This is a genomic window from Achromobacter sp. SX5 (genome assembly GCF_056711425.1).
Genome location: NZ_CM160041.1, coordinates 5000161 through 5021246 on the forward strand (window position 1 = coordinate 5000161; position 21086 = coordinate 5021246).

General features: G+C 68.4%; 23 protein-coding genes and 1 tRNA gene. 11 read left to right on the top strand and 13 right to left on the bottom strand.

All coding sequences use genetic code 11. The annotated features are described in order from the left end of the window. Window positions 1–13: 13 nt before the first annotated feature. The 3 genes from AC1M14_RS23360 to AC1M14_RS23370 form a co-directional block, all read right to left on the bottom strand. Window positions 14–478, bottom strand: coding sequence for a universal stress protein (locus AC1M14_RS23360; RefSeq protein WP_102775846.1), 465 nt, complete (start codon window positions 476–478; stop codon window positions 14–16). Between the two features lie 99 nt (window positions 479–577). Then, window positions 578–922, bottom strand: coding sequence for a protein tyrosine phosphatase family protein (locus AC1M14_RS23365; protein ID WP_043544931.1), 345 nt, complete (start codon window positions 920–922; stop codon window positions 578–580). Window positions 923–962: 40 nt separating this feature from the next. Further along, window positions 963–2426 (bottom strand): aminotransferase-like domain-containing protein, encoded by a 1464-nt coding sequence (locus tag AC1M14_RS23370; RefSeq protein ID WP_168202270.1) that lies wholly within the window; start codon window positions 2424–2426, stop codon window positions 963–965. A gap of 112 nt (window positions 2427–2538) precedes the next feature. Here AC1M14_RS23370 and AC1M14_RS23375 point away from each other — a divergent pair, with 112 nt between their 5' ends. Together AC1M14_RS23375 and AC1M14_RS23380 are read left to right on the top strand one after the other, a co-directional pair. Continuing rightward, a complete protein-coding gene (locus AC1M14_RS23375) occupies window positions 2539–3459 on the top strand; it encodes a DMT family transporter (RefSeq protein WP_209165643.1) in 921 nt (306 codons plus the stop codon). After that, window positions 3456–4100: a LysE family translocator gene (locus AC1M14_RS23380; RefSeq protein ID WP_479730538.1), complete on the top strand. Its 645-nt coding sequence runs from the start codon at window positions 3456–3458 to the stop codon at window positions 4098–4100. Before AC1M14_RS23375 ends, AC1M14_RS23380 begins: the two co-directional genes overlap by 4 nt. Window positions 4101–4110: 10 nt before the next feature. Here the strand turns inward: AC1M14_RS23380 and AC1M14_RS23385 are convergent, their stop codons facing one another. Both AC1M14_RS23385 and AC1M14_RS23390 read right to left on the bottom strand, forming a co-directional pair. Beyond that, on the bottom strand, window positions 4111–4803 hold the full coding sequence (locus AC1M14_RS23385; protein WP_209165641.1) for an LrgB family protein: 693 nt from the start codon (window positions 4801–4803) through the stop codon (window positions 4111–4113). Then, window positions 4793–5197 (bottom strand): CidA/LrgA family protein, encoded by a 405-nt coding sequence (locus AC1M14_RS23390; protein ID WP_102775886.1) that lies wholly within the window; start codon window positions 5195–5197, stop codon window positions 4793–4795. Before AC1M14_RS23390 ends, AC1M14_RS23385 begins: the two co-directional genes overlap by 11 nt. 97 nt (window positions 5198–5294) lie before the next feature. Here AC1M14_RS23390 and AC1M14_RS23395 point away from each other — a divergent pair, with 97 nt between their 5' ends. Further along, a complete protein-coding gene (locus AC1M14_RS23395; RefSeq protein WP_102775841.1) occupies window positions 5295–6161 on the top strand; it encodes a LysR family transcriptional regulator in 867 nt (288 codons plus the stop codon). Window positions 6162–6207: 46 nt separating this feature from the next. Further along, window positions 6208–7095 (top strand): alpha/beta hydrolase, encoded by an 888-nt coding sequence (locus AC1M14_RS23400; RefSeq protein ID WP_111826965.1) that lies wholly within the window; start codon window positions 6208–6210, stop codon window positions 7093–7095. Window positions 7096–7111: 16 nt separating this feature from the next. Here the strand turns inward: AC1M14_RS23400 and AC1M14_RS23405 are convergent, their stop codons facing one another. Continuing rightward, window positions 7112–7585 (bottom strand): multidrug/biocide efflux PACE transporter, encoded by a 474-nt coding sequence (locus tag AC1M14_RS23405; protein ID WP_479730539.1) that lies wholly within the window; start codon window positions 7583–7585, stop codon window positions 7112–7114. A gap of 111 nt (window positions 7586–7696) precedes the next feature. Here AC1M14_RS23405 and AC1M14_RS23410 point away from each other — a divergent pair, with 111 nt between their 5' ends. Further along, window positions 7697–8560 carry a LysR family transcriptional regulator gene (locus tag AC1M14_RS23410; protein ID WP_111826966.1) on the top strand — a complete coding sequence of 288 codons (864 nt, stop codon included), beginning with the start codon at window positions 7697–7699 and terminating at the stop codon, window positions 8558–8560. 21 nt (window positions 8561–8581) lie between these two features. Here the strand turns inward: AC1M14_RS23410 and AC1M14_RS23415 are convergent, their stop codons facing one another. Continuing rightward, window positions 8582–9397 carry a ChbG/HpnK family deacetylase gene (locus tag AC1M14_RS23415; RefSeq protein WP_479730540.1) on the bottom strand — a complete coding sequence of 272 codons (816 nt, stop codon included), beginning with the start codon at window positions 9395–9397 and terminating at the stop codon, window positions 8582–8584. A 36-nt stretch (window positions 9398–9433) separates the two neighbouring features. Here AC1M14_RS23415 and AC1M14_RS23420 point away from each other — a divergent pair, with 36 nt between their 5' ends. Continuing rightward, the gene (locus AC1M14_RS23420) at window positions 9434–9829 is read left to right on the top strand and encodes a GtrA family protein (RefSeq protein WP_479730541.1); all 396 of its coding nucleotides are present in this window, start codon (window positions 9434–9436) and stop codon (window positions 9827–9829) included. Here AC1M14_RS23420 and AC1M14_RS23425 read toward each other — a convergent pair. Both AC1M14_RS23425 and AC1M14_RS23430 read right to left on the bottom strand, forming a co-directional pair. After that, window positions 9783–11372 carry an ArnT family glycosyltransferase gene (locus AC1M14_RS23425; protein ID WP_102775837.1) on the bottom strand — a complete coding sequence of 530 codons (1590 nt, stop codon included), beginning with the start codon at window positions 11370–11372 and terminating at the stop codon, window positions 9783–9785. The genes AC1M14_RS23420 and AC1M14_RS23425 overlap by 47 nt on opposite strands. A 1-nt stretch (window position 11373) precedes the next feature. After that, complete coding sequence (locus AC1M14_RS23430; RefSeq protein ID WP_102775836.1) at window positions 11374–12426, bottom strand: glycosyltransferase family 2 protein; 1053 nt, start codon at window positions 12424–12426, stop codon at window positions 11374–11376. 162 nt (window positions 12427–12588) lie between these two features. On the opposite strand from AC1M14_RS23430, the gene AC1M14_RS23435 reads away from it, so the two are divergent. The 5 genes from AC1M14_RS23435 to AC1M14_RS23455 all read left to right on the top strand — a co-directional run bounded on the left by AC1M14_RS23435 (window position 12589) and on the right by AC1M14_RS23455 (window position 16691). Beyond that, window positions 12589–13080, top strand: a complete 492-nt coding sequence (locus tag AC1M14_RS23435; protein WP_102775835.1) for a GNAT family N-acetyltransferase — start codon at window positions 12589–12591, stop codon at window positions 13078–13080. Window positions 13081–13206: 126 nt separating this feature from the next. After that, window positions 13207–14415 (top strand): sodium/glutamate symporter, encoded by a 1209-nt coding sequence (gltS, locus tag AC1M14_RS23440; protein ID WP_102775834.1) that lies wholly within the window; start codon window positions 13207–13209, stop codon window positions 14413–14415. Between the two features lie 2 nt (window positions 14416–14417). Continuing rightward, window positions 14418–15914, top strand: a complete 1497-nt coding sequence (locus tag AC1M14_RS23445) for a TAXI family TRAP transporter solute-binding subunit (protein ID WP_102775833.1) — start codon at window positions 14418–14420, stop codon at window positions 15912–15914. 41 nt (window positions 15915–15955) lie between these two features. Next, window positions 15956–16222 carry a ribbon-helix-helix protein, CopG family gene (locus tag AC1M14_RS23450; RefSeq protein WP_102775832.1) on the top strand — a complete coding sequence of 89 codons (267 nt, stop codon included), beginning with the start codon at window positions 15956–15958 and terminating at the stop codon, window positions 16220–16222. 4 nt (window positions 16223–16226) lie between these two features. Beyond that, the gene (locus tag AC1M14_RS23455) at window positions 16227–16691 is read left to right on the top strand and encodes a YaiI/YqxD family protein (protein ID WP_102775831.1); all 465 of its coding nucleotides are present in this window, start codon (window positions 16227–16229) and stop codon (window positions 16689–16691) included. On the opposite strand, the gene AC1M14_RS23460 is transcribed toward AC1M14_RS23455, so the two are convergent. The 4 genes from AC1M14_RS23460 to AC1M14_RS23475 form a co-directional block, all read right to left on the bottom strand. After that, window positions 16678–16845: a hypothetical protein gene (locus AC1M14_RS23460; RefSeq protein ID WP_168202271.1), complete on the bottom strand. Its 168-nt coding sequence runs from the start codon at window positions 16843–16845 to the stop codon at window positions 16678–16680. The genes AC1M14_RS23455 and AC1M14_RS23460 overlap by 14 nt on opposite strands. 239 nt (window positions 16846–17084) lie before the next feature. Next, window positions 17085–17159: transfer RNA gene (locus AC1M14_RS23465), tRNA-Val, on the bottom strand. A 59-nt stretch (window positions 17160–17218) separates the two neighbouring features. Next, entirely contained in the window at window positions 17219–17941 is a 723-nt protein-coding gene (gene dnaQ, locus AC1M14_RS23470) for a DNA polymerase III subunit epsilon (protein WP_479730542.1), read from the bottom strand. Between the two features lie 4 nt (window positions 17942–17945). Continuing rightward, on the bottom strand, window positions 17946–21062 hold the full coding sequence (locus AC1M14_RS23475) for an efflux RND transporter permease subunit (RefSeq protein WP_102775828.1): 3117 nt from the start codon (window positions 21060–21062) through the stop codon (window positions 17946–17948). Window positions 21063–21086: the final 24 nt, after the last annotated feature.

A 21086-nucleotide genomic window follows, 5' to 3' on the forward strand; every position in this document is an offset into this window, starting at 1 on the left:
TGCGCGGAAGGACTTACTTCTTGTCTTCCTTGACGCGGTAGACCAGCACGGCGGTGCTTGCCAGCGACAGCACCTTGGCCGTGACGCTGCCCAGCAGCAGGCGCGACAGGCCGCTACGGCCGTGGCTGCCGATGAAGATCAGGTCGCAGCCGGCATCGGCGGCGGCCTGCACGATGCCGTCGGCCACGTTGAAGTTGGACACGGCGCGCGCCTCGGACTTCACGCCGGCGGTGTCGGCGCGGTCGGTGATCTGCTTGAGGTACTTGTCGGCCTGTTCGGCCGAGGCCTTTTCGTAGTCTTCGTCGGTGATGGCATAGGCCGCGGCCATGCCGTCGAAGCCGATGGTGGCCGCGAACGGCTGCGTGACGTACAGCGCGACGACTTCAGCGCCTACGGAACGCGCAAAACAAATACCCGCGTTGGCGGCTTGCGCCGACAGCGGCGAGCCGTCGGTGGGAATCAGGATCTTCTTGAACATCTGCCTGCTCCTGTTTGAGAGGAGTCTCCATGCTACCGGAAACCCGCTACGCGTACATCAATGTGAACCCGATGTGCTTGATGCGCGTCAAGCGCGGCCTCACCCCAGTTGCTGCGCGGCGGCGAACAGGTTGGTGCAGCGGGTGCCGGTGCGGCAATACGCCAGTACCGGACCGGGCAGCGTGCGCAGCAGTTCGGCGAAGCGCTGGACGTCGGCGGCGGTCATGGCGCTGCCCACCACGGGCTGGTACTCGATCTGCAGGCCGGCGGCCTGCGCGGCCTTGGACACGTCGGCGGCGGTGGGCTGGTCGGGGCCGCCTTCGAAATCGGGACGGTTGATGATGACGCTCTTGTAGCCGGCGGCGGCGACGTCCGCCATGTCGTCCGGGCCGAGCTGCGGGGCGACGGCGAAATTCTGGGTCAGGGGTTTGATGGGTGCGGACATGACGATTCCTTATATGGCTTGGTAATGAGGGCTTTTTATATTATTGAATGCCCGCGCCGGTTTGCGCGAAGATTTTTTCCAGGTCCGCCCAGATTCCCCGGTGATCGGCGATGGTGACCGAAAAACGCAGCATGCTGGAGGGCGCCTGCGACGGCGAGAACAGCGTGCCCGGCGCCAGCAGCATGCCGTGGTCGGCCGCCACCCGCGCCAGCTCCTCGCTGTCGCGGCCGCAATCGGCCCAGACGAACATGCCCGCATTCGGTTCGTGATGCACCGTCATTCCCAGCTTGAGCAGGCCCTTCAGGCAGCGCTGGCGGGCCTCGTCCACGCGCGCGCGCACCCGTTCGATATGGCGCCGGTACTGCCCTTCCATCAGCACCCGGTGCACGACCCGTTCGCCCAGTTCGGGCGAGGTCAGGCCGGCCAGCATCTTCAGGTCGGCCAGCTTCTGCAGGATGTCGGGATTGGCCGCCAGATAGCCCACGCGCAGGCTGGCCGCCAGCATCTTGGAATAGCCGCCCACCAGGATCACGCGTTTCAGGCGGTCCAGCACCGCCAGCTTCATGGCCCCGCCGGGATGCAGTTCGCCGTAGGTGTCGTCTTCGACCACCATGAAATCGTGGCGCTCGGCGATGCGCAGGATGTCGTAGGCCGCCCCGGCCGACAGGGTATGGCCGGTGGGGTTGTGCACCGCGCTGTTGACGATGAAGAGCTTGGGCTTGTGCTGCGCGGCCAGCTGTTCGAGCAGCGCGATGTCGGGGCCGTCGGGGCCGCGCGGCACGCCGATGGGGCGCGCGCCGAAGGCCGCCAGGCGGCCGAAAATGACGAACCAGGCCGGGTCTTCGACCAGCACGGTGTCGCCCGGCTTGACCAGGTGCCGCGCGATCAGATCCAGGCCGTGCGTGACGCCGTTGGTCGTGAGCAGGTTCAGCTCCGGATGCGCCGGCACGCCGTCGTTCTGCAGCGAGGCGGCGATCTGCTGGCGCAGCGGCGCGAAGCCCTGGGGATGACCGTAGCTGACCAGGTGGCCGCGCACCGAGCGCCCGACCGCGCGCACCGCGCCGGCCACCATTTCGGGGTCCAGCCAGTCCGGCGGCAGCAGGCCCGCGCCGCCCGGCATGCCGAGCGCGGCGGTTTCGCGGAACATGCTGCGCAGCAGCCAGGCCACGTCGATGCGCGCCGGCGGCGCCAGCGAAGCGGCGGACGGCGCCGTGGCGGAGGCCGCCAGCGGGCCGCTGCGCGCCCGCACGAAAAACCCCGCGCCCCGGCGCGACTGCACCAGGCCACGCGCCACCAGCCGGTCGTAGGCTTCCACCACCGTAAAGCGGCTGACGCCGGACTGTTCGGCCATCTTGCGGATGGACGGCAGCCGGGTGCCGGGCCGCAGGCCCTGCTCGTCGATGCGGCGGGCCAGGCCGTCGGCCAGCTGCGTCACCAGGGTGGCGTCGGCCTGGCGCACGGGCTGCCAGGGCGGGGAGGATGAGAGCGCGGGGGCAACTGTCATGGAGATTTCACCAGGCCAGTGATTAAAGTGATATGCCAAAGTGTACCGGTACTGTACCGATGACTATGCGTAGAGTGGCAGCAATCACGAAAACCTGCAACTGGTGGCGCCCATGACCCGTCCTGCGTTCTATCCCTCCTCCCCGGCCGCCGCCAAGGCGGCCGGCCCCGTCTGGGAGGGCTACGCCTATGGCTTCCTGGGCGTGCTGGTCTTTTCCCTGACGCTGCCCATGACGCGGCTGGCCGTGGCCGAACTGGACCCGCTGCTGATCGGGCTGGGCCGGGCGCTGGTGGCGGCGGTGCCGGCCGTGGCGCTGCTGTGGCTGACGCGCGCGCGGCGGCCGAACCGCGAGGAATGGCCCGGCGTGATCCTGGCCGCGCTGGGCATCGTGGTGGGCTGGCCGCTGGCCTCCTCCTTCGCCATGCAGACCGTGCCTTCGTCGCACGGCGCAGTGTTCAACGGCCTGCTGCCGCTGTCGACGGCGGCCTTCGCGGCGCTGCGCAGCGGCGAGCGCCCGTCGCCGGCATTCTGGGCCTGGGCCCTGCTGGGCGCCGCGCTGGTCACCGCCTACGCCCTGCGCCAGGGCCACGGCACGCTGTCGCTGGGTGATCTGTGGCTGCTGGTGGCGGTGGTGCTGGGCGGCATGGGCTATGCCGAAGGCGCGCGGGCCTCGCGCACGCTGGGCGGCGGGCGCACAATATGCTGGGCGCTGGTGATCAGCGCCCCGGTCGTGGCGGCCCCCGTAGGCTGGATGGCCGCGCAGGCCAGCTGGCCCAGCTCGTCGGTCGTGCTGGCCTGCGCCTACCTGGCGTTCGGCTCGATGTTCCTGGGATTCTTCGCCTGGTATCGCGGCCTGGCCGTGGGCGGGATCGCCCGCGTGGGACAAGTTCAGTTGCTGCAACCCTTTCTTACGGTGGTGGCCGCGGCAGCGCTGTTTGACGAATCCGTGGAAACGGCGACCTTCTTCTTCGCCGCCGCCGTGATCGTCGTGATCGCCGGCGGACGCCGCGCCATAGTCAGGACCCCTAAATGAATCTGCTCTCTTCCCAATGGGCCGACGCGCCCCTGATGTCGCTGTCCCTGCTCGGTCCGCTGGCCATGTTCGCGCTGGTCAGCTCGATCACGCCCGGCCCCAACAACGTGATGCTGGCGTCCTCGGGCCTGAACTTCGGCTTTCGCCGCAGCATGCCGCACCTGCTGGGCGTGAACCTCGGCTTCACGCTGATGATCTTCCTGGTGGGCATCGGGCTGGGCTCGGTATTCCAGCAGATGCCGCAGCTGTACACCGTGCTGAAGTACGTGGGCGCGGCCTATCTGCTGTACCTGGCCTGGAAGATCGCCAATTCGGGCGCCATGGAGGACGGCGAGGTGCGCGGCAAGCCCTTCACGTTCCTGCAGGCCGCGGCCTTCCAGTGGGTCAACCCCAAGGCATGGGTGATGGCCGTGGGCGTGGTGGCCACCTACACGCCGCAGAACGGCTTCTTCACCAACCTGGTCATCGCCACCCTGGTCTGCGGCATCGTCAACCTGCCCAGCGTCGGCATCTGGGTCACCTTCGGCACGGCGCTGCGCCGCGTGCTGCACCGGCCCTGGGCGATCCGCGCCTTCAACATCAGCATGGCGCTGCTGCTGGTGGCCTCGCTGTATCCGGTGGCCCTCGAACTGGTGCACTGACCCTGCCGGACTAGGCCCGCAAAGCCACCACCACGGCCGGCGTGACCAGCACGTTGAACAGGCCCGCCATCACCATGACCAGGCCGGCCACCGCGCCCTCGTCGGCCGCCAGCTCGCGGGCCTTGGCGGTGCCCGCGCCGTGGGCGCCCATGCCGAACAGCGCGCCGCGCGCCAGGGCCGAGCGCAGCGGCAGCCAGCGGCGCATCAGCTGGCCGATGGCCGCGCCGAACACGCCGGTCACGATCACGAACACCGCGGTCAGGTCGGGCATGCCGCCCACGTGCGTGGACACTTCCACGGCGAAAGGCGTGGCCACCGAACGCGGCAGCAGGCTCAGCCGGAGGTCGGGCGGCAGGTCCAGCAGGCTGCCCAGCATCCACGCGCTGGCGCCGGCCACCAGGCTGCCGACCGCGACGCCGGCGGCCAGCACCGGCCAGTAGCGGCGGATCAGCGCGCGCTGCTGGTAGAGCGGCAGCGCGAACGCCACGATCACCGGACCCAGCATCGCCATCAGCCAGTGCGAGCCGGCCATGTAGTCGCGATAGCCGGTGTGCAGCGCGATCGCCAGCGCCAGCAACAGGGCCGGCGCCACCACCAGCGTCGAGGTGCACCAATAGGCGTAACGGCGGTAGAACAGCCGGGCGCCGGCGTAGGCCAGCACCGTCGCTGCCGGCCAGAACAGCAGATTGAAATCAACCGGCATGGCGGTTCATCCAGCGGTAGCAGAGGTCTATGGTCAGCGCCGTGCCCGCCATCACCAGCACGGTGCCCAGCACGATGACGGCCAGCAGCTTCAGCCCCAGCAGCCCGAGGAATTCGCGGTGGTCCAGCAGCGACATGACCGCGGGAACGAAGAACAGCAGCATTTCGCCCAGCAGCCAGCTGGCGCCGCGGTGCACGCTGCGCACCGGCAGGCGGCGCGTGGCCAGCAGGAGCAGCACGATGGCCATGCCGATGACCGCGCCCGGTATGGGCAGCCCCAGCCACCCGGCGAGCGCCTGGCCCAGCCAGGAAAACAGGACGATCAGGCAGATTTGCAGGACGCGGCTGCGGCGCAGGGCGCTGCGCGCGAGGATGGAATAACGGGACAAAAACATCGGCAGGACTTCCAGCGGCATGCCTATGTTTTACGCCGGCGCGCGCCATAGATAAAATGAATTCATTGAATCCACCGTATTCCAATCAGGCATAACCATGGAACTGCGCCCCCTGCGCGCGCTGGTCGAGGTGGTCCGCCAGGGCGGTTTTTCCCAGGCGGCCAAGGCCGTCTACGCCACCCAGCCCACCGTCAGCAAGGCGGTGCGCCAGCTCGAGGACGAGCTGGGCATGCCGTTGCTGGACCGCCACGCCCAGCCGCCGCGGCTGACGGCCGCCGGCGAAATCGTCTACCGCCGCGCGCAGGCCATGCTGGCCCAGCGCGACGACCTGTACGCGGAGCTGGACGAACTGAAGGGCCTCAAGCGCGGCGTGCTGCGGCTGGGCCTGCCGCCGCTGGGCAGCAGCACGCTGTTCGCGCCGCTTTTCGCGCGCTTTCGCAGCCGCTATCCGCAGGTGGAAATCAGCCTGGTGGAACACGGCAGCCGGCGCCTGGAGGAAATGGTGATGGCCGGCGAAATCGAGCTGGCGGCCTCGCTCAAGCCGGTGCCCGAGCATTTCGAGTGGCAGCCCGTGGCGCGCGAGCCCCTGGTGGCGCTGATGCCCGCCGACCATCCCAGGGCGGGCGCCGCGTCGGTCAGCCTGCGCGAGCTGCGGGACTCGCCTTTCATCCTGTTCGAGACCGGCTTCGCACTCAACCGCATCCTGCATGACGCCTGCCAGCGCGCCGGCTTCGCCCCCACGATCGCGGCGCGCAGCAGCCAGGTGGATTTCATCGTGGCGCTGGTGGCGGCCGGCCTGGGCGTGGCCTTTCTGCCGCGCCTGAAGGCGCGCGAGGAACTGCATGCCGGCGTGGCCCGCGTCCCGCTGCGCGACGCGGGCACGGACTGGGAAATGGTGCTGGTCTGGCGCCGCGGCGGCTATCTGTCGCACGCCGCCCAGGCCTGGCTGGCGCTGACCCGCTAGTATGCTGATGCCGGAACCCCGCCGCCCTGCCCGGGTCATATCGTTCATGCCCGCACTATCCCGCCCCGCCCTGCGCCGACTGCTGGCCGCCGCCCTGCTCACGGGCGCCGGCGTGGTGGGCTGCACCCAGCTCGACTCCTGGCAACGCCAGACGATTTTCTCGCCCCAGGCCGAACCCCAGACCTGGTGGCGCGAGCCGGCCGCCGGCACCCAGGTATATGACCTGCCGCTGGCCGGCGGCGATCACGTGCGCGCCTGGTACTGGCAGAGCCCGCGGGCCGACGCCCCCACCGTGCTGTACCTGCACGGCGCGCGCTGGAATCTGAACGGCAGCGCCTTTCGCATCGAGGGCTGGACGCGCATGGGCTATTCCGTACTGGCCATCGACTACCGCGGCTTCGGGGCCTCGACCGCGTTGCTGCCTTCCGAGCGCACCGCCCAGGAAGACGCCATCGCGGGTCTCAAGGAATTGGCCCGGCTGCAGCCGGACCCGGCGCGCCGCTTCATCTATGGCCACAGTCTGGGCGGCGCGATCGCCATCGACCTGGCCGCGCGTCCGGAACAGCCGGACTTCGCCGGCCTGATCGTGGAATCCAGCTTCACCAGCATCGGCGCGATGCTGGCCACGCTGCGCTGGGGCAAGATGCCGGGCGCCGGCCTGCTGGTCACCCAGCCCTTCGATTCGGTGGAGAAACTGGCCAGCCTGCACACGCCCATGCTGTTCATGCACGGCACCGCCGACCGCGTCGTGCCGCATACGATGAGCGACGAGCTCTACGCCGCCGCGCGCAACGTGGCGCCGGACCTCAAGCGCCTGGTGAAGATCGAAGGCGCCTCGCATTCGGGCGCCTTCCGCAGCGGCGCGCAGTACGAAACCGCCGTCGGCAGTTTCATGCGCGACGCCAGCCGCGCCTACCGCGGCCGCGCGGGCTGAAGCCGCGCCGGCGCGCTTACGCGCAGGGCGTCTGGCGCGCGACCGCGACCGGCTCGTTGCGGCTCAGCCATTTCATGACGTAGGGACGCGAGCGGTCGTAGGCCAGGTTGTACAGAAAGCCGTACGGCAGATAGAACAGCACCAGCGCGATGTCGAGCACGAAGGACTGCCACAGGCTGATGCTCAGCCACCAGGCGGCCAGCGGGATCACGATCAGGATCAGGCCGATCTCGAAGCCGCAGGCGTGCAGCACCCGGACCCTCAGGTTGCGGGTCCAGCCGTAGTGGTTCTCGACTCGGTCGAATCCAGCGTTGTAGATCATGTTCCAGACCAGCGCGATCCAGGCGATCACGGCCGTCAGCACGCCCATCTCGAACAGGGATTTGCCCATGGCCCAGGCGGCCGCCGGCGCGCACAGGCCGATGGCCAGGACTTCGAACAGAAAGGCGTGGAAAAAGCGTTCTTTGAGGGATTTTTTGGCTTGCGTCATGACCCACCTGAGGTCGGTTACTACTGAACGGAACGGATTTTCCACGATATTTCCGGTACGATAAAGATGGTTTTCATCGGAAAAACCGATATCTATTTTGCCGGACATCCCATGCGCCATTCACTGGAATCCCTGGCCGCTTTCGCCCAGGTCGCCTCGGAAGGCACGTTTTCCGCCGCGGCCCGCAAGCTGGGCAAAAGCCAGAGCACCATCAGCGAAACCATTGCCAACCTGGAGGTGGACCTGAACGTGGCCCTGTTCGACCGCAGCCAGCGCCAGCCCACCCTGACCGAGGCCGGCCAGGTGCTGCTGGGGCAGGCCTTGCAGGTGCTGGCCGCCAACGATCGCCTGAACCGCAGCGCCAGCCAGCTGGCCGAGGGCCTGGAGCCCCGGCTCACCCTGGTGCTGTCCGATACGTTCCAGTCGGAAACCTTCGAGACCATGCTCAGCCAGATCGACCAGCGCTATCCGGCGCTGCGCTTCGAATGCCTGATCGCGGAATACGAGGACGTGGTGGCCCTGGTGCAGCAGGGGCGCGCGCACCTGGGCCTGATGGCCGCGCAGGATACCTATCCGCCCGACGTGGCCCACGCCACGCTGGCGGAACTGTCGGAGATCGTGCTGTGCGTGGGCCGCAACCATCCGCTGGCCAAGCTGCCCAGCGTCACCGAAGACCAGCTGAAGTCCGAGCGCGCGCTGCGCCTGAGCACCTTCGAGCTGGGCGACAAGGACACCGAGCCGGCCTATTCGACCTGGTCGGCGCCGGGTTATCTGATGCTTCTGGAAATGGCCAGCCGGGGTTTCGGCTGGACCGAGCTGCCGCGCTGGATGATCCAGCGGTTCGGGCAGGACCAGCTGACCGAGCTGAAGGCACCGGGCTGGCCGCGCCACATCCGGGTCGATGCGGTCTGGTCGCGGCGCCGGGCGCTGGGGCCGGCCGGGGCGTGGCTGCTGCAGAGCCTGACCAGCGGCTAGCTTTCCGCCCCAGCGGCGGCCTTAGCGCGCCCCAGCCGGCAGCCGCGAAATATGCACGCCGTTGACGTTGAGCCAATCACCCAGCTTGGGGCTGGCCAGCACGTCGAATTCGGCGCGGCGCTGGCGCGACATGGCGCAGCCGTCCTGGCTGGCCGCGGCCGGATGGCACATCAGCAGGTCGCAGTCGCGCGCGTTGAACAGCCAGTTCTGTAGCAGGCCGGCGTAGTGCCGCTTGCCGCCTTCGAAGCCGTAGACGCCCAGCAGCCGGCGATTGGTGCGCAGGCCGTCGGCGCGCGCCTCGCGCGCCAGCGCGGCCGCGCCCAGCGCGCCGATGACGCGGGCCTTGAACGCTTCGCGCAGCGGGATGCCGCTTTGCATGCCGGGCGCGGTCTGGCGCAGCCACGGCCGGTTCTCGCCATAGCGGCGCTTGAGCAGCAGCAACAGGCGCGCGCGGATGCCGGGCAGCTGGTGCACGTGCTGATGGCCGTCGACGTAATCGGGCGCGCGGCCGGTGGCGGCCTCGAAGGCGTCGAACTGGCGCTGCAGGCGGGCGTCGATCCAGGCGGCGTCCAGGCGTCCGGCGTAGGCGTTGAGGATCAGGCGGCCCAGCGCGGGCAGCGCTTCGGCGTTCGGGTCGAGTTGTTCGGTGAAGTTCACGTGCAGGCCGACGTCCACGTCCAGCGGCGCGAGCCGCCGCACGTGGGCGGCGAACGACGGCCCTTGCGACAGGCAGCTGACCGCGCTCAGGCGGCCCATGCCGGCCAGTTCGATCATGCCTTCATCGATATCGGCATTCATGCCAAAATCGTCCCCGCAGACCACGATACGTTTGCTCATCGCAATACCCCTTACTTCCATTTCGCCACGCTTTCCATGCGCGCCCTGCTGCAACAAGTAAGCACCTTCATTGCCGTCGGATGCGCCGCCGCCGCCACCCATTGGGCTGTCGCCGTGGGCTGCGTGGAGGCCTTCGGGATGCCGCCGCTGGCCGCCAACCTGATCGGCTGGCTGATCGCCTTCGTGGTTTCCTTCCTGGGCCACTATCGTCTGACGTTCCGACATTCGACTATTCCCTGGACAGTAGCAGCGCGCCGTTTCTTTCTCGTGTCAGCCGCCGGCTTCGCCATCAACGAAGCCGCTTACGCGTGGCTGCTGCACAGCACGGCCATCCGCTACGATGTCCTGCTCGCCCTGATACTGGCCGGGCTTGCCGTCGCGACCTTTATTGCAGGCCGGCTCTGGGCATTCCGCCACAAACCCGCTGCCTGAGGGCCGCGTCCACTTCCACCCGCCACATCATGTACTTCGCGCTGGTGACCGCGGGCGCCAGGCCTTGCAGCGGCAGATAGGCCTGATTGTCCGAGGCGGTGCCCCATACCCAGTAGCGCGCTCCGTCAGGCGCGCGGCACAGCCGCTGGTTGAATTCGGCCGCGCCAAGCAATACCTGCTCACCGGTCTGCGGATCGAACTTGGCGGCGTCGTACAGTTCCTTGCGCCAGTTGTCGCGCACCGGCACCTCGGGGTTGAGCCAGTCGTCCACCACCCACATCGGCCGCGGCGCCCGGGCGTACAAGGCCAGGTCGAACGGATAGGAGTGCAGGGACACGAAGGTGTCGCCCGGCCTGGCCTGCTCGCGCACCACCTTGGCCAGCGGGCTGGCGCTGCCGCGCGCATTGTGCGCGGCGATGCCCACCGCGATCACGCAGATGCCGGCGGCCACGGCCGCGCTCAGGCGGACCAGACGCTGCGTGACGGGCTCGGTCTCGCGGCGCCAGGCCGCCAGGATGGCTTCCGACAGCAAAAAGGCCAGCGGCGCCAGCACCGGCAGCACGTAGCCCACCAGCTTGGAATGCGGCAGCGAGAAAAACACGATCACGACGCCCAGCCACAACAGCGCGAAGCGCCTCAGGTCGCGCGCCGGGCCGTCGGCCCAGAACGACTTGCGCAGGATGGCGCCGCCCCACAAGGACCAGGGCAGGCTCAGCCCGGCGACCACCGGCAGATAGAACCAGAATGGCTGGGCGTTGTTGAAGCCGCCGGCGGCGAAGCGCTGGAAATGCTGGTAGACGAAGAAGTAATCGTAGAAGCCGGGATAGCGCAGCTGCATCAGCACGAACCACGGCGCGGCCAGCGCGATGAAAAGCAGTATCGACGGCGGCCACAGCAGCACGGCCAGGCCGCGCCAGTACCGCCTCCACGCCAGCCAGAGAAACAGGATCGCGCCCGGCAGCACCACGCCGATCAGGCCCTTGGCCAGCACCGCCAGCGCCGCCAGCGCGGCGGCGGCCAGCGACATCCGGCGCCAGGCCTGGCCGCGCTCGGCGCGCAGCACCGCGTCGGCCGCGGCCAGCAGGCATAGCGCGATCATGCCGGCGACCAGCATGTCCAGGTTGGCGAACTGCGCCCCGCCGTAGAAGAACGGCATGGTGGCGAGGATCAGCACGGTCAGCGTGGCGGCCGCCGCGTCGCGGTAGCGGCGCACGAAACCGTACAGCGCCGCCGCCGTGGCCCAGGCCGCCAGCCAGGACGGCACCCGCGCCGCCCACGGATGCACGCCGAAGACGGAAAAGGACAGCTCGGTCAGCCAGTAATAGAGCGGCGGCTTGTGGAAGTACGGCATGCCGTCCAGCAGCGGCACGGCATGCGAGCCGCTGCGCAGCATGTCCCAGGCGACGCCGGCGTAGCGGCCTTCGTCGGGCAGCGTCAGGGGCCTGAGCCAGGCCAGCCACGCCAGCCAGGCGCCGACGGCGAGCAGGAAGCGTCCTGCCGGCGGGGTCCAGTTGGAACGCCCCGGTTGCGTCATGGCGGACATGTCAGTGCGGGTCCTGGTCCGGATGGCAGGTGCGGCCCTGGCGGCGGCGCACCACGAACAAGGGGCGGCCCTTGACCTCGTCGAAGATGCGGGCGACGTACTCGCCCACCACGCCCAGGGAAATCAGGTTCACGCCGGCGAAGAACAGCACGGCGGTGACGATGGTGGTCCAGCCCGATACCGGATTGCCGGACAGCAGGTAGTCGGCCACGAGATAGGCCGCGTAGGCCAGCGCCATCAGGGCGAACGCCACGCCCACCAGGCTCACCAGGCGCAGCGGCCAGGTGGTGAAGGCGGTAAGCCCGTCCAGCGCCAGGCGGAACAGGCGCATGCCGCTGAAGCGGCTGTCGCCGTGCATGCGTTCGTCGGGTGTATAGGCCAGCGCCTCGCCCTTGAAGCCGACCCAGGCGTACAGGCCCTTCATGAAGCGCGTGCGTTCGGGCAGCGCGTTGAGCGCGTCCACCACGCTACGGTCCATCAGCCGGAAATCGCCGGCGTGCGGCGGCACGTCCACGCCGCGCGCGCCGCTGAGCAGCTTGTAGAACCAGCGCGCGCCGCAGCGCTTGAGCCAGGATTCGTCGGCGCGGCTTTCGCGCACGGCATAGACCATTTCGGCGCCAGCGGCCCAGCGCGCCAGCATCTGCTCGATCAGGGCCGGCGGATGCTGCAGGTCGGCGTCCAGGCAGATCACCACATTGCCGGCGGCGGCCTCGAGGCCGGCGCTGAGCGCGGCCTCCTTGCCGAAATTGCGCGACAGCTGCACGTAGCGAAAGCCGGCGTGCTCGGTCCATTGCGCCATCAGCGCCTCGGTGCCGTCGGTGCTGCCGTCGTCGGCCACGATCACTTCCCAGCTGGAGCACAGCGCCGTGAGGCGGCTGCGCAGCAGGGGCAGCAGCACCCGCAGGTTGTCGCATTCATTCAGGCAGGGGATGACGCAGGTCACGCAGGTGTCGTACGGCACGTTGGCCGCCTGCGTCGACCAGAACGCTTCCACGGGAAACGATTTGGCCAGCACCTGGGCGGCTATGGGATCGGACCGGAATTGGATATGCATGGAATGCTGAACTCGGATTGCAGGACACTATGGCGGGCAGTATGCGCAGGGGCTCGTCGAATTTTCATGAAATGCCGCAAGCAAAGCGGGGACAGGTTGGCATCGCTACAATGCGCCCGATTCCAGTTTTTCCCGTTAGTCATGCAATACCGAGTCAGGCCCATGCTTGCCGGCGACGTGGACGGCATCCTCGCCGCCCAGACCCTGGCCTATCCCGATTTCCTGCTGGAGAGCGCGGCGTTCTTCCTCAACCGCCTGGCGCTCGCGCCTGCCCACTGCTGGGTCGCGCGCGCCGAAGGCGGCGACCTCCTGGGCTATCTGATCTCCTATCCCTGGGACGCGGGCCTGCCGCCGGCCCTCGACGTCGCGCTGACAGCGCTGCCGTCGAAGGCCGATCACTGGTTCCTGCATGATTGCGCGGTGGTGCCGCAGGCCCAGGGCCTGGGAGTCGGCCAGGCGCTGCTGCGCGCCGCCGCGGCGGCCGCCGGGCAGGCTGGCCTGCGCCGGGCCAGCCTGGTATCGCTGGAATCGGCGACCGGCTATTGGCGGCGCCACGGCTACGCGCCGATGGACGTCGCCGCGGCCGGCCTGGCCGAAAAGCTTGCCGGCTACGGCCCGCAAGCGCTTTACATGTCCCGCGCGCTGCCGCTGTAGCGCCGCTTCCGTCCCCCCATGTACAACGTTGCCGCCGCGGACGTAACATAAGCCGCACGTGTGTGAGGCGGCAGGGTTCCCGAAGCCGGAAATCTAACTGCGCCCCGACAGGGCGCAAAGGTATCTATGATCTCGCTTTCGCCCGTTCAATCACTCCTGGCCTGCTGCCTGGTGCTCGTCGTCGGACGGGTGCTCACCACCCGCATCGGGTTTCTTGCCCGCTACAGCATTCCCGATCCCATCGTGGGCGGCCTGCTTTTCGCGGTGATCGCCTACCTGCTGTCGACCTGGGGCGGAATCTCCGTCTCGCTCGAAACCAGCATCAAACCCACCCTGCTGCTGCTGTTCTTCGGCTGCATCGGCCTGACCGCCAACCTCAAGCTGCTGGCCAAGGGCGGCCCCAGGCTGATCGCGTTCCTGCTGGCCCTGATCCCGTTCCTGGTCCTGCAGAACGCCGTGGGACTGGGCATGGCTTGGCTGCTGGACATGCATCCGCTGATGGGCCTGCTGGGCGGCACCATCACGCTGGTGGGCGGGCACGGCACGGGCGCGGCCTACGCCACGCGCTTCGCCGACTTCAACAACATCCAGGACGTGATGGCGCTGGCCATGACCTCGGCCACGCTGGGCCTGGTGCTGGGCGGCGTGGTGGGCGGCCCGGTCGCGGAATGGATCATGCGGCGCCACAAGCTGGCCGGCAGCCTGGACCACGCGCCCGGCGACAAGCATGACGCCCCCGACCTGACCGAAGACCAGGGCCCGACCACCGCCGGCTCCTTCATCGTGTCGCTGACGGCCGCCTTCGTCGCGCTGGTGGTGGGCGGCTACCTGGCCGCGCTGGTCGAGGACGCCCCGGTCAGCCTGCCCAATTTCCTATGGTGCCTGGCCACGGGCGTGGTGATCCGCAACGGCGGCGAGCGCCTGGGACTGAAACTGGACGACCGCGTCACCGACATCATCGGCACCATCTCGCTGTCGCTGTTCCTGGGCATGACCATGATGACGCTGGACCTGTCCAGCGTGGCGCGCCTGGCCGGCCCGCTGGCCCTGATGCTGGTGGTGCAGACGGCGTTCTGCGCGCTGTACGCGGCCTGGGTGGTGTTCCGCCTGCTCAAGCGCGACTACGAAGCGGCCGTCATGTCGGCCGCCTTCTGCGGCTTCTCGCTGGGCGCCACCGCCACCGCCATCGCCAATATGCAGGCGCTCACGCGCCGCCACGGCCCCGCGCCGGAGTCCTTCATCGTGGTGCCGGTCACCGGCGCGTTCCTGGTCGACATCCTCAACGTGATCGTGCTGACCTCGCTGATCTCCTTGCCGTTCGTGGGAGGGATGTAAGCATGTTCAAACGTCTCATCCTCGTATTGCTGTGCCTGACGCTGGCCGCCTGCGGCCGCGCGCCGGACGCCGACGCGCTGCGCGGCGACGTCGAGCGCAGCCTGAACGCCGCCTATGGCGAAGGGCTGTTCCGGATCGCCGAACTCAAGCGCATGGGATCGGCCGTCGACAACGGCGCGCCCGCCGGCGAAACCCGCCGCGTGGTCTATTACGACGTCGCGCTGGACCTGGCCCGCGACGTCTCGCTGGGCGCCTGGGACCAGCCGGGCGCGGCCTCGCTGGTCACGCTGCTGGGCGCGGGTCCGCGCAGCATCAGCGGCGTGAAATCCGGCGGCAACCAGGCCGGCGACCGCATCGTGGCGCACGCCAGCGCGATCTACCGGCAGGACGGCCAGGACTGGAAGCTGGTGACGCCGGCCGGCTTCAAGGCGGCCCAGGCCCCCAGCCTGGACACCGGCGCGCCGCCGCCGGTCACGCGCCAGCTGCTCGACTCGCTGGACCAGATCACCCATTCCGTCGCCTACACCGGCTCCAGCACCGCCCAGCACGTGGTGCAGCAGGAACTGGAACGCTCGGTGGCGCGCATCAACGGCCGGCTGGCCCGCATGCAGCAGGGCTATCCGCTGGCCGGCGGCCCCGACCGCGGCGAATACGTGGCGTTCGCGCGCGCGCTGCGCGACGTGGCCCGCTCGCGGCAGGTCCGCGTCGCCCCGCTCATCACCGGCGGCGGCGCCGAGAACATCGCGCTGCTGCGCAGCGGCGACGCGGTGGTCGGACTGGCCCAGGCCGATACGGCGCGGCTGGCCTATGACGGCAAGGGCCCGTTCGCGGCCCAGGGGCCGTTCACCGGCCTGCGGGCGCTGGGCAGCCTGTATCCGGAACTGGTCCACATCGTGGTGCGCGACGACGCCTCGGTGCGCGGCGTGCGCGACCTGAAGGGCAAGACCGTCGCGCTGGGTCCGGAGGGCTCGGCCGTGCGGGCCACGCTGGAGGCGGTACTGGCCGCGCACGGGCTGCAGGCCGGACGCGACTACAAGGTCGCAGACACCCCGTTCGCGGCCTCGCTGCCGGCGCTGAATTCCGGCGCGGTCGACGCCGCCGCCCAGGTGATCGGCGTGCCGGCCACGCCGCTGCGCGACGCGCTGACCCAGGCCCGGCTGAAGCTGCTGCCGCTCGATCCCGCCGCCATCAAGGCGCTGACGGCAGCCGACAGTTCGCTGATGCCGCTGGACATCGTCGCCGGCACCTATCCCAACCAGGTCGAAGCGATCCCCACCGTCGGCATGGCCGCCCTGCTGCTCACCACCGCGGACCTGACCCGCGACGAAGCCCTGGTGATCGTGCGCGCCGTCTATTCGACCGGACAGGACCTGCTGGCCGCGGGATCGACCCAGGGCAGCCAGGTCTCCATCGCCACCGCGCGGCGCGGACTGACCGTGCCGCTGCACGACGGCGCCCAGGAGGGCCTGACGGAACTGGAGAAGGCCAAGCCGCGATGAGGCCGTTGCGCTTATGATGGCGCTCCTCATCAGGAAACCCCATGAATAAATTCGATCTGCAGAAAAACCAGGCCTTGAAACTGGCCGGCCAGCTCAAGCAGGCCGGCACGCCGGACCGCTACGGCAGCGCCTCGAACGCGCCCGACCGGCGCGAGCAGCGCAAGCTGGACCAGGCCGCCGGCCTGGTGCCGTTCCCGCTGAAGCTGTCGCAGGCCGACGCCGACCGGCTGCGCGCCGCGGCCGCCGAGCGCGGCGTGTCCACCAACGAGATCGTGGCCGAGGCGCTGCGCAAGGCGCTGGGCGCGTAACGCGATGCACATCTGGGTCGATGCGGACGCCTGCCCCGCGGTCATCAAGGACATCCTGTTCCGCGCCGCGCAACGCTGGCAGCGGCCGCTGACCCTGGTGGCCAACCAGCCGCTGCGCACCCCGCCCTCGCCGCTGATCCGCGCCGTGCAGGTGCCGCGCGGCTTCGACGTGGCCGACGCGCACATCGCCGAACGCGCCGCGCCCGGCGACCTGGTGATCACCGGCGACATCCCGCTGGCCGCGCAAGTCCTGGAAAAAGGCGCGATGGCGCTGAACCCGCGCGGGGAACGCTATACGCCCGACACCATCCGTGAACGGCTGGCGCTGCGCGACATGATGGAAGAACTGCGCGCCGGCGGCGTGGACACCGGCGGCCCCGCCTCGTTCAGCCACGCCGACCGCAAGGCCTTCGCCAACCAGCTCGACGCCCTGCTGTCGCGCGCGGCGCGCCAGCTCAATAAAACGTGATGTACGCCTTGTAGATAATGGTGCCCAGCGCCGTCACCAGGCCCAGCCCCATCAGCCCCATGCCGATATTGCGGTCACGCAGCCCGAAGCCCACCAGCATGAGGGCCACGGCCGTGACGATGATGATGATCATGGTATTGGTATTCGCGAACATCGCCATCTCCAGTTTGCGCGGGTTTATTGTGGATATGTCCCCGCGGTATCCATCATAGACAGCTGGCAGGCCGCGCGGCTCAATCGGCGCGCGCGGGGTTGTGCAATATCAACACCCGGCCAAACATAGGCGAAAAACAAAAAAGCCAACCGCAAGGGTTGGCTATTTTTGCTGCGTCGTTTTACCTTGGACGCCGACAACGGCCGGCTGGTGGCCTGGCGTTGTCTCTCAAGGGTCTTTGGTGGGTAGTACTGGGTTCGAACCAGTGACCCCTGCCGTGTGAAGGCAGTGCTCTACCACTGAGCTAACCACCCCGAAAGAGGCAAAATATTAGCACGTTTTTTTGAACGTGTGCAAGTCACCCCGAAAAACTTTATGCGGCCGGCGCCGGCGCGTCCAGTTTACGCCAGATGCATTCGCCGCCCACGGCCTTGTCCAGCGCGGCCAGATAGGCTTCGTGCTCGGCCAGGTCTTCGTCGCTGGCCTTGATCACCGGCAGGCCGGAGGCGTCGAACCTGCCCAGCACCAGGCCGTCGGCGCCCGCCGAGTCGCCCTCTTCGACGTCGATCAGCAGCGCGTCCTGGCCGCGCGTCATGGCCAGCCAGACTTCCGCCAGCAGCTGCGAGTCGAGCAAGGCGCCGTGCAGCGTGCGGTGGGCGTTGGAAATGCCGAAACGGTCGCACAGCGCATCCAGCGAGTTGCGCTTGCCGGGGAACAGCGAACGTGCGTGCAGCAGCGAGTCGGTGACCGTCTCGCAGAAATCGCTGATCGGGCCGCGGCCGGTCCTGGCCAGTTCGGCGTTGAAGAATTTCACGTCGAACGCGGCGTTGTGCGCGATCAGCTCGGCGCCCTGGATGAACTGCACGAATTCATCGGCGATGTCGGCAAAGCGCGGCTTGTCGGACAGGAATTCGGTGGTCAGGCCGTGCACCGCCAGCGCCTCGGGGTCGCTGTCGCGGTCCGGGTTCAGGTAGATGTGCAGGTTGTTGCCCGTGGCCATCCGGTTGACCAGCTCCACGCAGCCGATTTCGACGATGCGGTGGCCCTGGGCGGGATCCAGTCCCGTGGTTTCGGTGTCAAAGATGATCTGGCGCATAAAACTATTCCGACGCTTGGGCGGGCGCGGCCGGCGGCGTATGCGGGGACGGAACGGAATCCGCGGAATGCGCTGCGCTGCCGGCCTGGCCGGGTTTCTTGCGTGCGGTGGCGATGAGCGTGTAGGCCACCGGCACGACGAACAAGGTCAGTAGTGTACCCAGCATCAGCCCGCCCACCAGGACCCAGCCGATCTGCTGGCGCGATTCCGCGCCCGCGCCCGAGGACAGCGCCAGCGGCACGGTGCCCAGCACCATGGCGCCGGTGGTCATCAGGATGGGGCGCAGCCGCAGCACGCTGGCCTCGATGACGGCCTCGAACAGTTCCCTGCCCTCGTCGCGCAGCTGGTTGGTGAATTCGACGATCAGGATGCCGTGCTTGGTGATCAGCCCGACCAGGGTGATCAGGCCGATCTGGCTGTAGATGGACAGGGTGCCGCCGGTCAGCCACAGCGCCAGCAGCGCGCCGGTCATGGACAGCGGCACCGACAGCATGATGATGAACGGGTTGCGCCAGCTCTCGAACTGCGCGGCCAGCACCAGGTAGATGAAGGCCAGCGCCATGGCGAAGACCAGGTAGATGCTGCCCGAGGAGTCGCGGAACTCGCGCGACTGGCCGTCGAGGTCGGTGACGATGGTGTTGGGCAGCACGTCGCGCGCCACCTGGTGCATGTGCGCCAGCACCTCGCCCAGCGCGTAGCCCGGCGCCACGGCGCCGTCGATCTTGACCGCGCGCAGCCGGTTAAAGTGGTTCAGCGACTGCGGCGAAACGCCTTCGTGCACGCCCAGCAGGTTGTCCAGCTGCACCATGCTGCCGTCGCGCGCGCGCACATAGATGCCGGAAATGTCGGTGGGATTGGCGCGGTCGCGCGGCGTGACCTGGACGATGACGTCGTACTGCTCGCCCTCGTCCTTGTAGCGGGTCACCTGGCGTCCGCCCAGCATGGATTCCAGCGTGCGCCCCACCGTGTCCACGTTGGCGCCCACGTCGGCCATCTTGTCTCGGTCCACGCGCACGCGCAGCTCGGGCGTGTTCAGGCGCAGGTCGGTGTCCAGGTTGATGAGGCCGGGATACTTGCGCAGCTCGGCCATGAATACGTCGGTCAGGCGCGCCAGCTCCACGTACGAGGCCTGGCTCATGATGATGAACTGCACCGGCTTGGAACGCGCGGACTGGCCCAGCGACGGCGGATTGGTGGGAAACGCCCGCACGCCTGGCAGCGAGGCGAACAGCGGTTGCAGCTCCTGGGTGATGGCCTGCTGCCGGCGGCCGCGCTCTTCCCAGGGCTTGAGGCGCAGGATGGCGGTGCCGTCGGTCACGGTGGGAAAGCCCACGGTCACCTGGCTGCCGCTGGCCTCCGGGATATCGGCGTAGAACTTTTCGATGCCCAGCATGCTTTCCAGCGTGTAGTTCAGCGTGGCGCCCTCGGGCGAGCTGACAATGCCGAACACCACGCCGCGGTCCTCGACGGGGGCCAGTTCGCTCTTGACCACCTTGAACAGCACGCCGCTGGCGGCCGCCACCGCCAGGCCCACCGCCACCACGATCCAGCGATGGCGCAGCGAGGCCGCCAGCACCCGCCGGTAGCCATTGCTCAGGGCGTCGAGCCAGCCTTCGATCAGGTTGTACCAGCGGCTGTGGCTGCTCTGGTGGCGCAGCAGCACCGAACACATCATCGGGGTGAGCGTCAGCGCGACGAAGCCGGACACCAGCACCGCGCCGGCCAGCGCCAGCGCGAATTCGATGAACAGCCGCCCGGTGCGGCCCGTGGCGAACGCCAGCGGCGCGTACACGGTGACCAGCGTCATCGTCATCGCCACCACCGCGAAGCCGATCTCGCGCGAGCCGCGCAGCGCGGCCTCCTTGCGCGGCATGCCGTCCTCGATGTGGCGGAAGATGTTCTCCAGCACCACGATGGCGTCATCCACCACCAGGCCGATGGCCAGCACCATCGCCAGCAGGGTCAGCGTATTGATGGAAAAGCCGAACAGATACATGAGCGCGCAGGCGCCCACCAGCGATACCGGGATGGTGACGATGGGGATGATGCTGGCGCGCAGGTTGCGCAGGAAGAAGAAGATCACCAGCACCACCAGCACGATGGCCTCGCCGATGGTGTTGAACACCGAGTCGATCGAGCGTTCGATGAACACCGACGAGTCGTAGGCGATGTTCAGCCGCATCCCCGCCGGCAGGTTCTCGTTCAGGCGCTCGACCTCCTCGCGGGCCGCCTTGGACAGCTCCAGCGGGTTGGCGGTGGACTGCCGCGTCAGGCCGATGTTGATCGCCGGCTTGCCGTTGAAGCGCGACAGGATGCGGTCGTTGGCCGCGGCGATTTCCACCTTGGACACGTCGCGCAGGCGCACGGGATAGCCCTTGACGTTGGCGACGATCACGTCCTCGAACTGCGCCGGCGTCTGCAGGTCGGTCGAGGACACGACCGAGAATTCGCGCGCCCGGGACTCGATACGCCCGGCCGGGATTTCCACGTTCTGGCTGCGCAGCGCAGCCTCCACGTCCTGCACGGTCAGGCCGTAGGCGGCAAGCTTGTCGCGGTCCACGTAGATGCGCATGGACGGCAGGCGCTCGCCGAACACGCGCACTTCCGCCGCCCCCGGCAGCACCGACAGCCGGGTCTTGATGTAGCGGTTGATGTAGTCGGAAGTCTGGATCGCCGAGTACGTGCCGGACTCCACCGCGATGTAGATGATGGGCTGGGAGTCCGCCTCGACCTTGCCGATGATGGGCTCGTCGATCTCGTCGGGCAGGAAGCGGCGGGCGCGCGAGACCTTGTCGCGCACTTCGGCCGCGGCCGCGTCGGGATCGCGCGACAGGTTGAACTTGATGTTGATGAGGCTGCGTTCGGAGCGGCTGCGCGAAGTCATCACGTCCACGCCCTCGATGCCGGCGAGCTGGTCCTCCAGCGGCTTGGTCACCTGGGATTCGATCACCTCGGGCGAGGCGCCCTTGTAGGTGGTGTCCACCGAGACGATGGGCTCGTCGATCTTCGGATACTCGCGCACGGTCAGGCGCGAATACGAGATCAGGCCGATCAGCACGATGATCAGCGACAGGACCGACGCGAATACCGGCCGCTTGATACAGGTTTCCGAAATACGCATTGCGCCACCGCCCAAAAGAGAAAA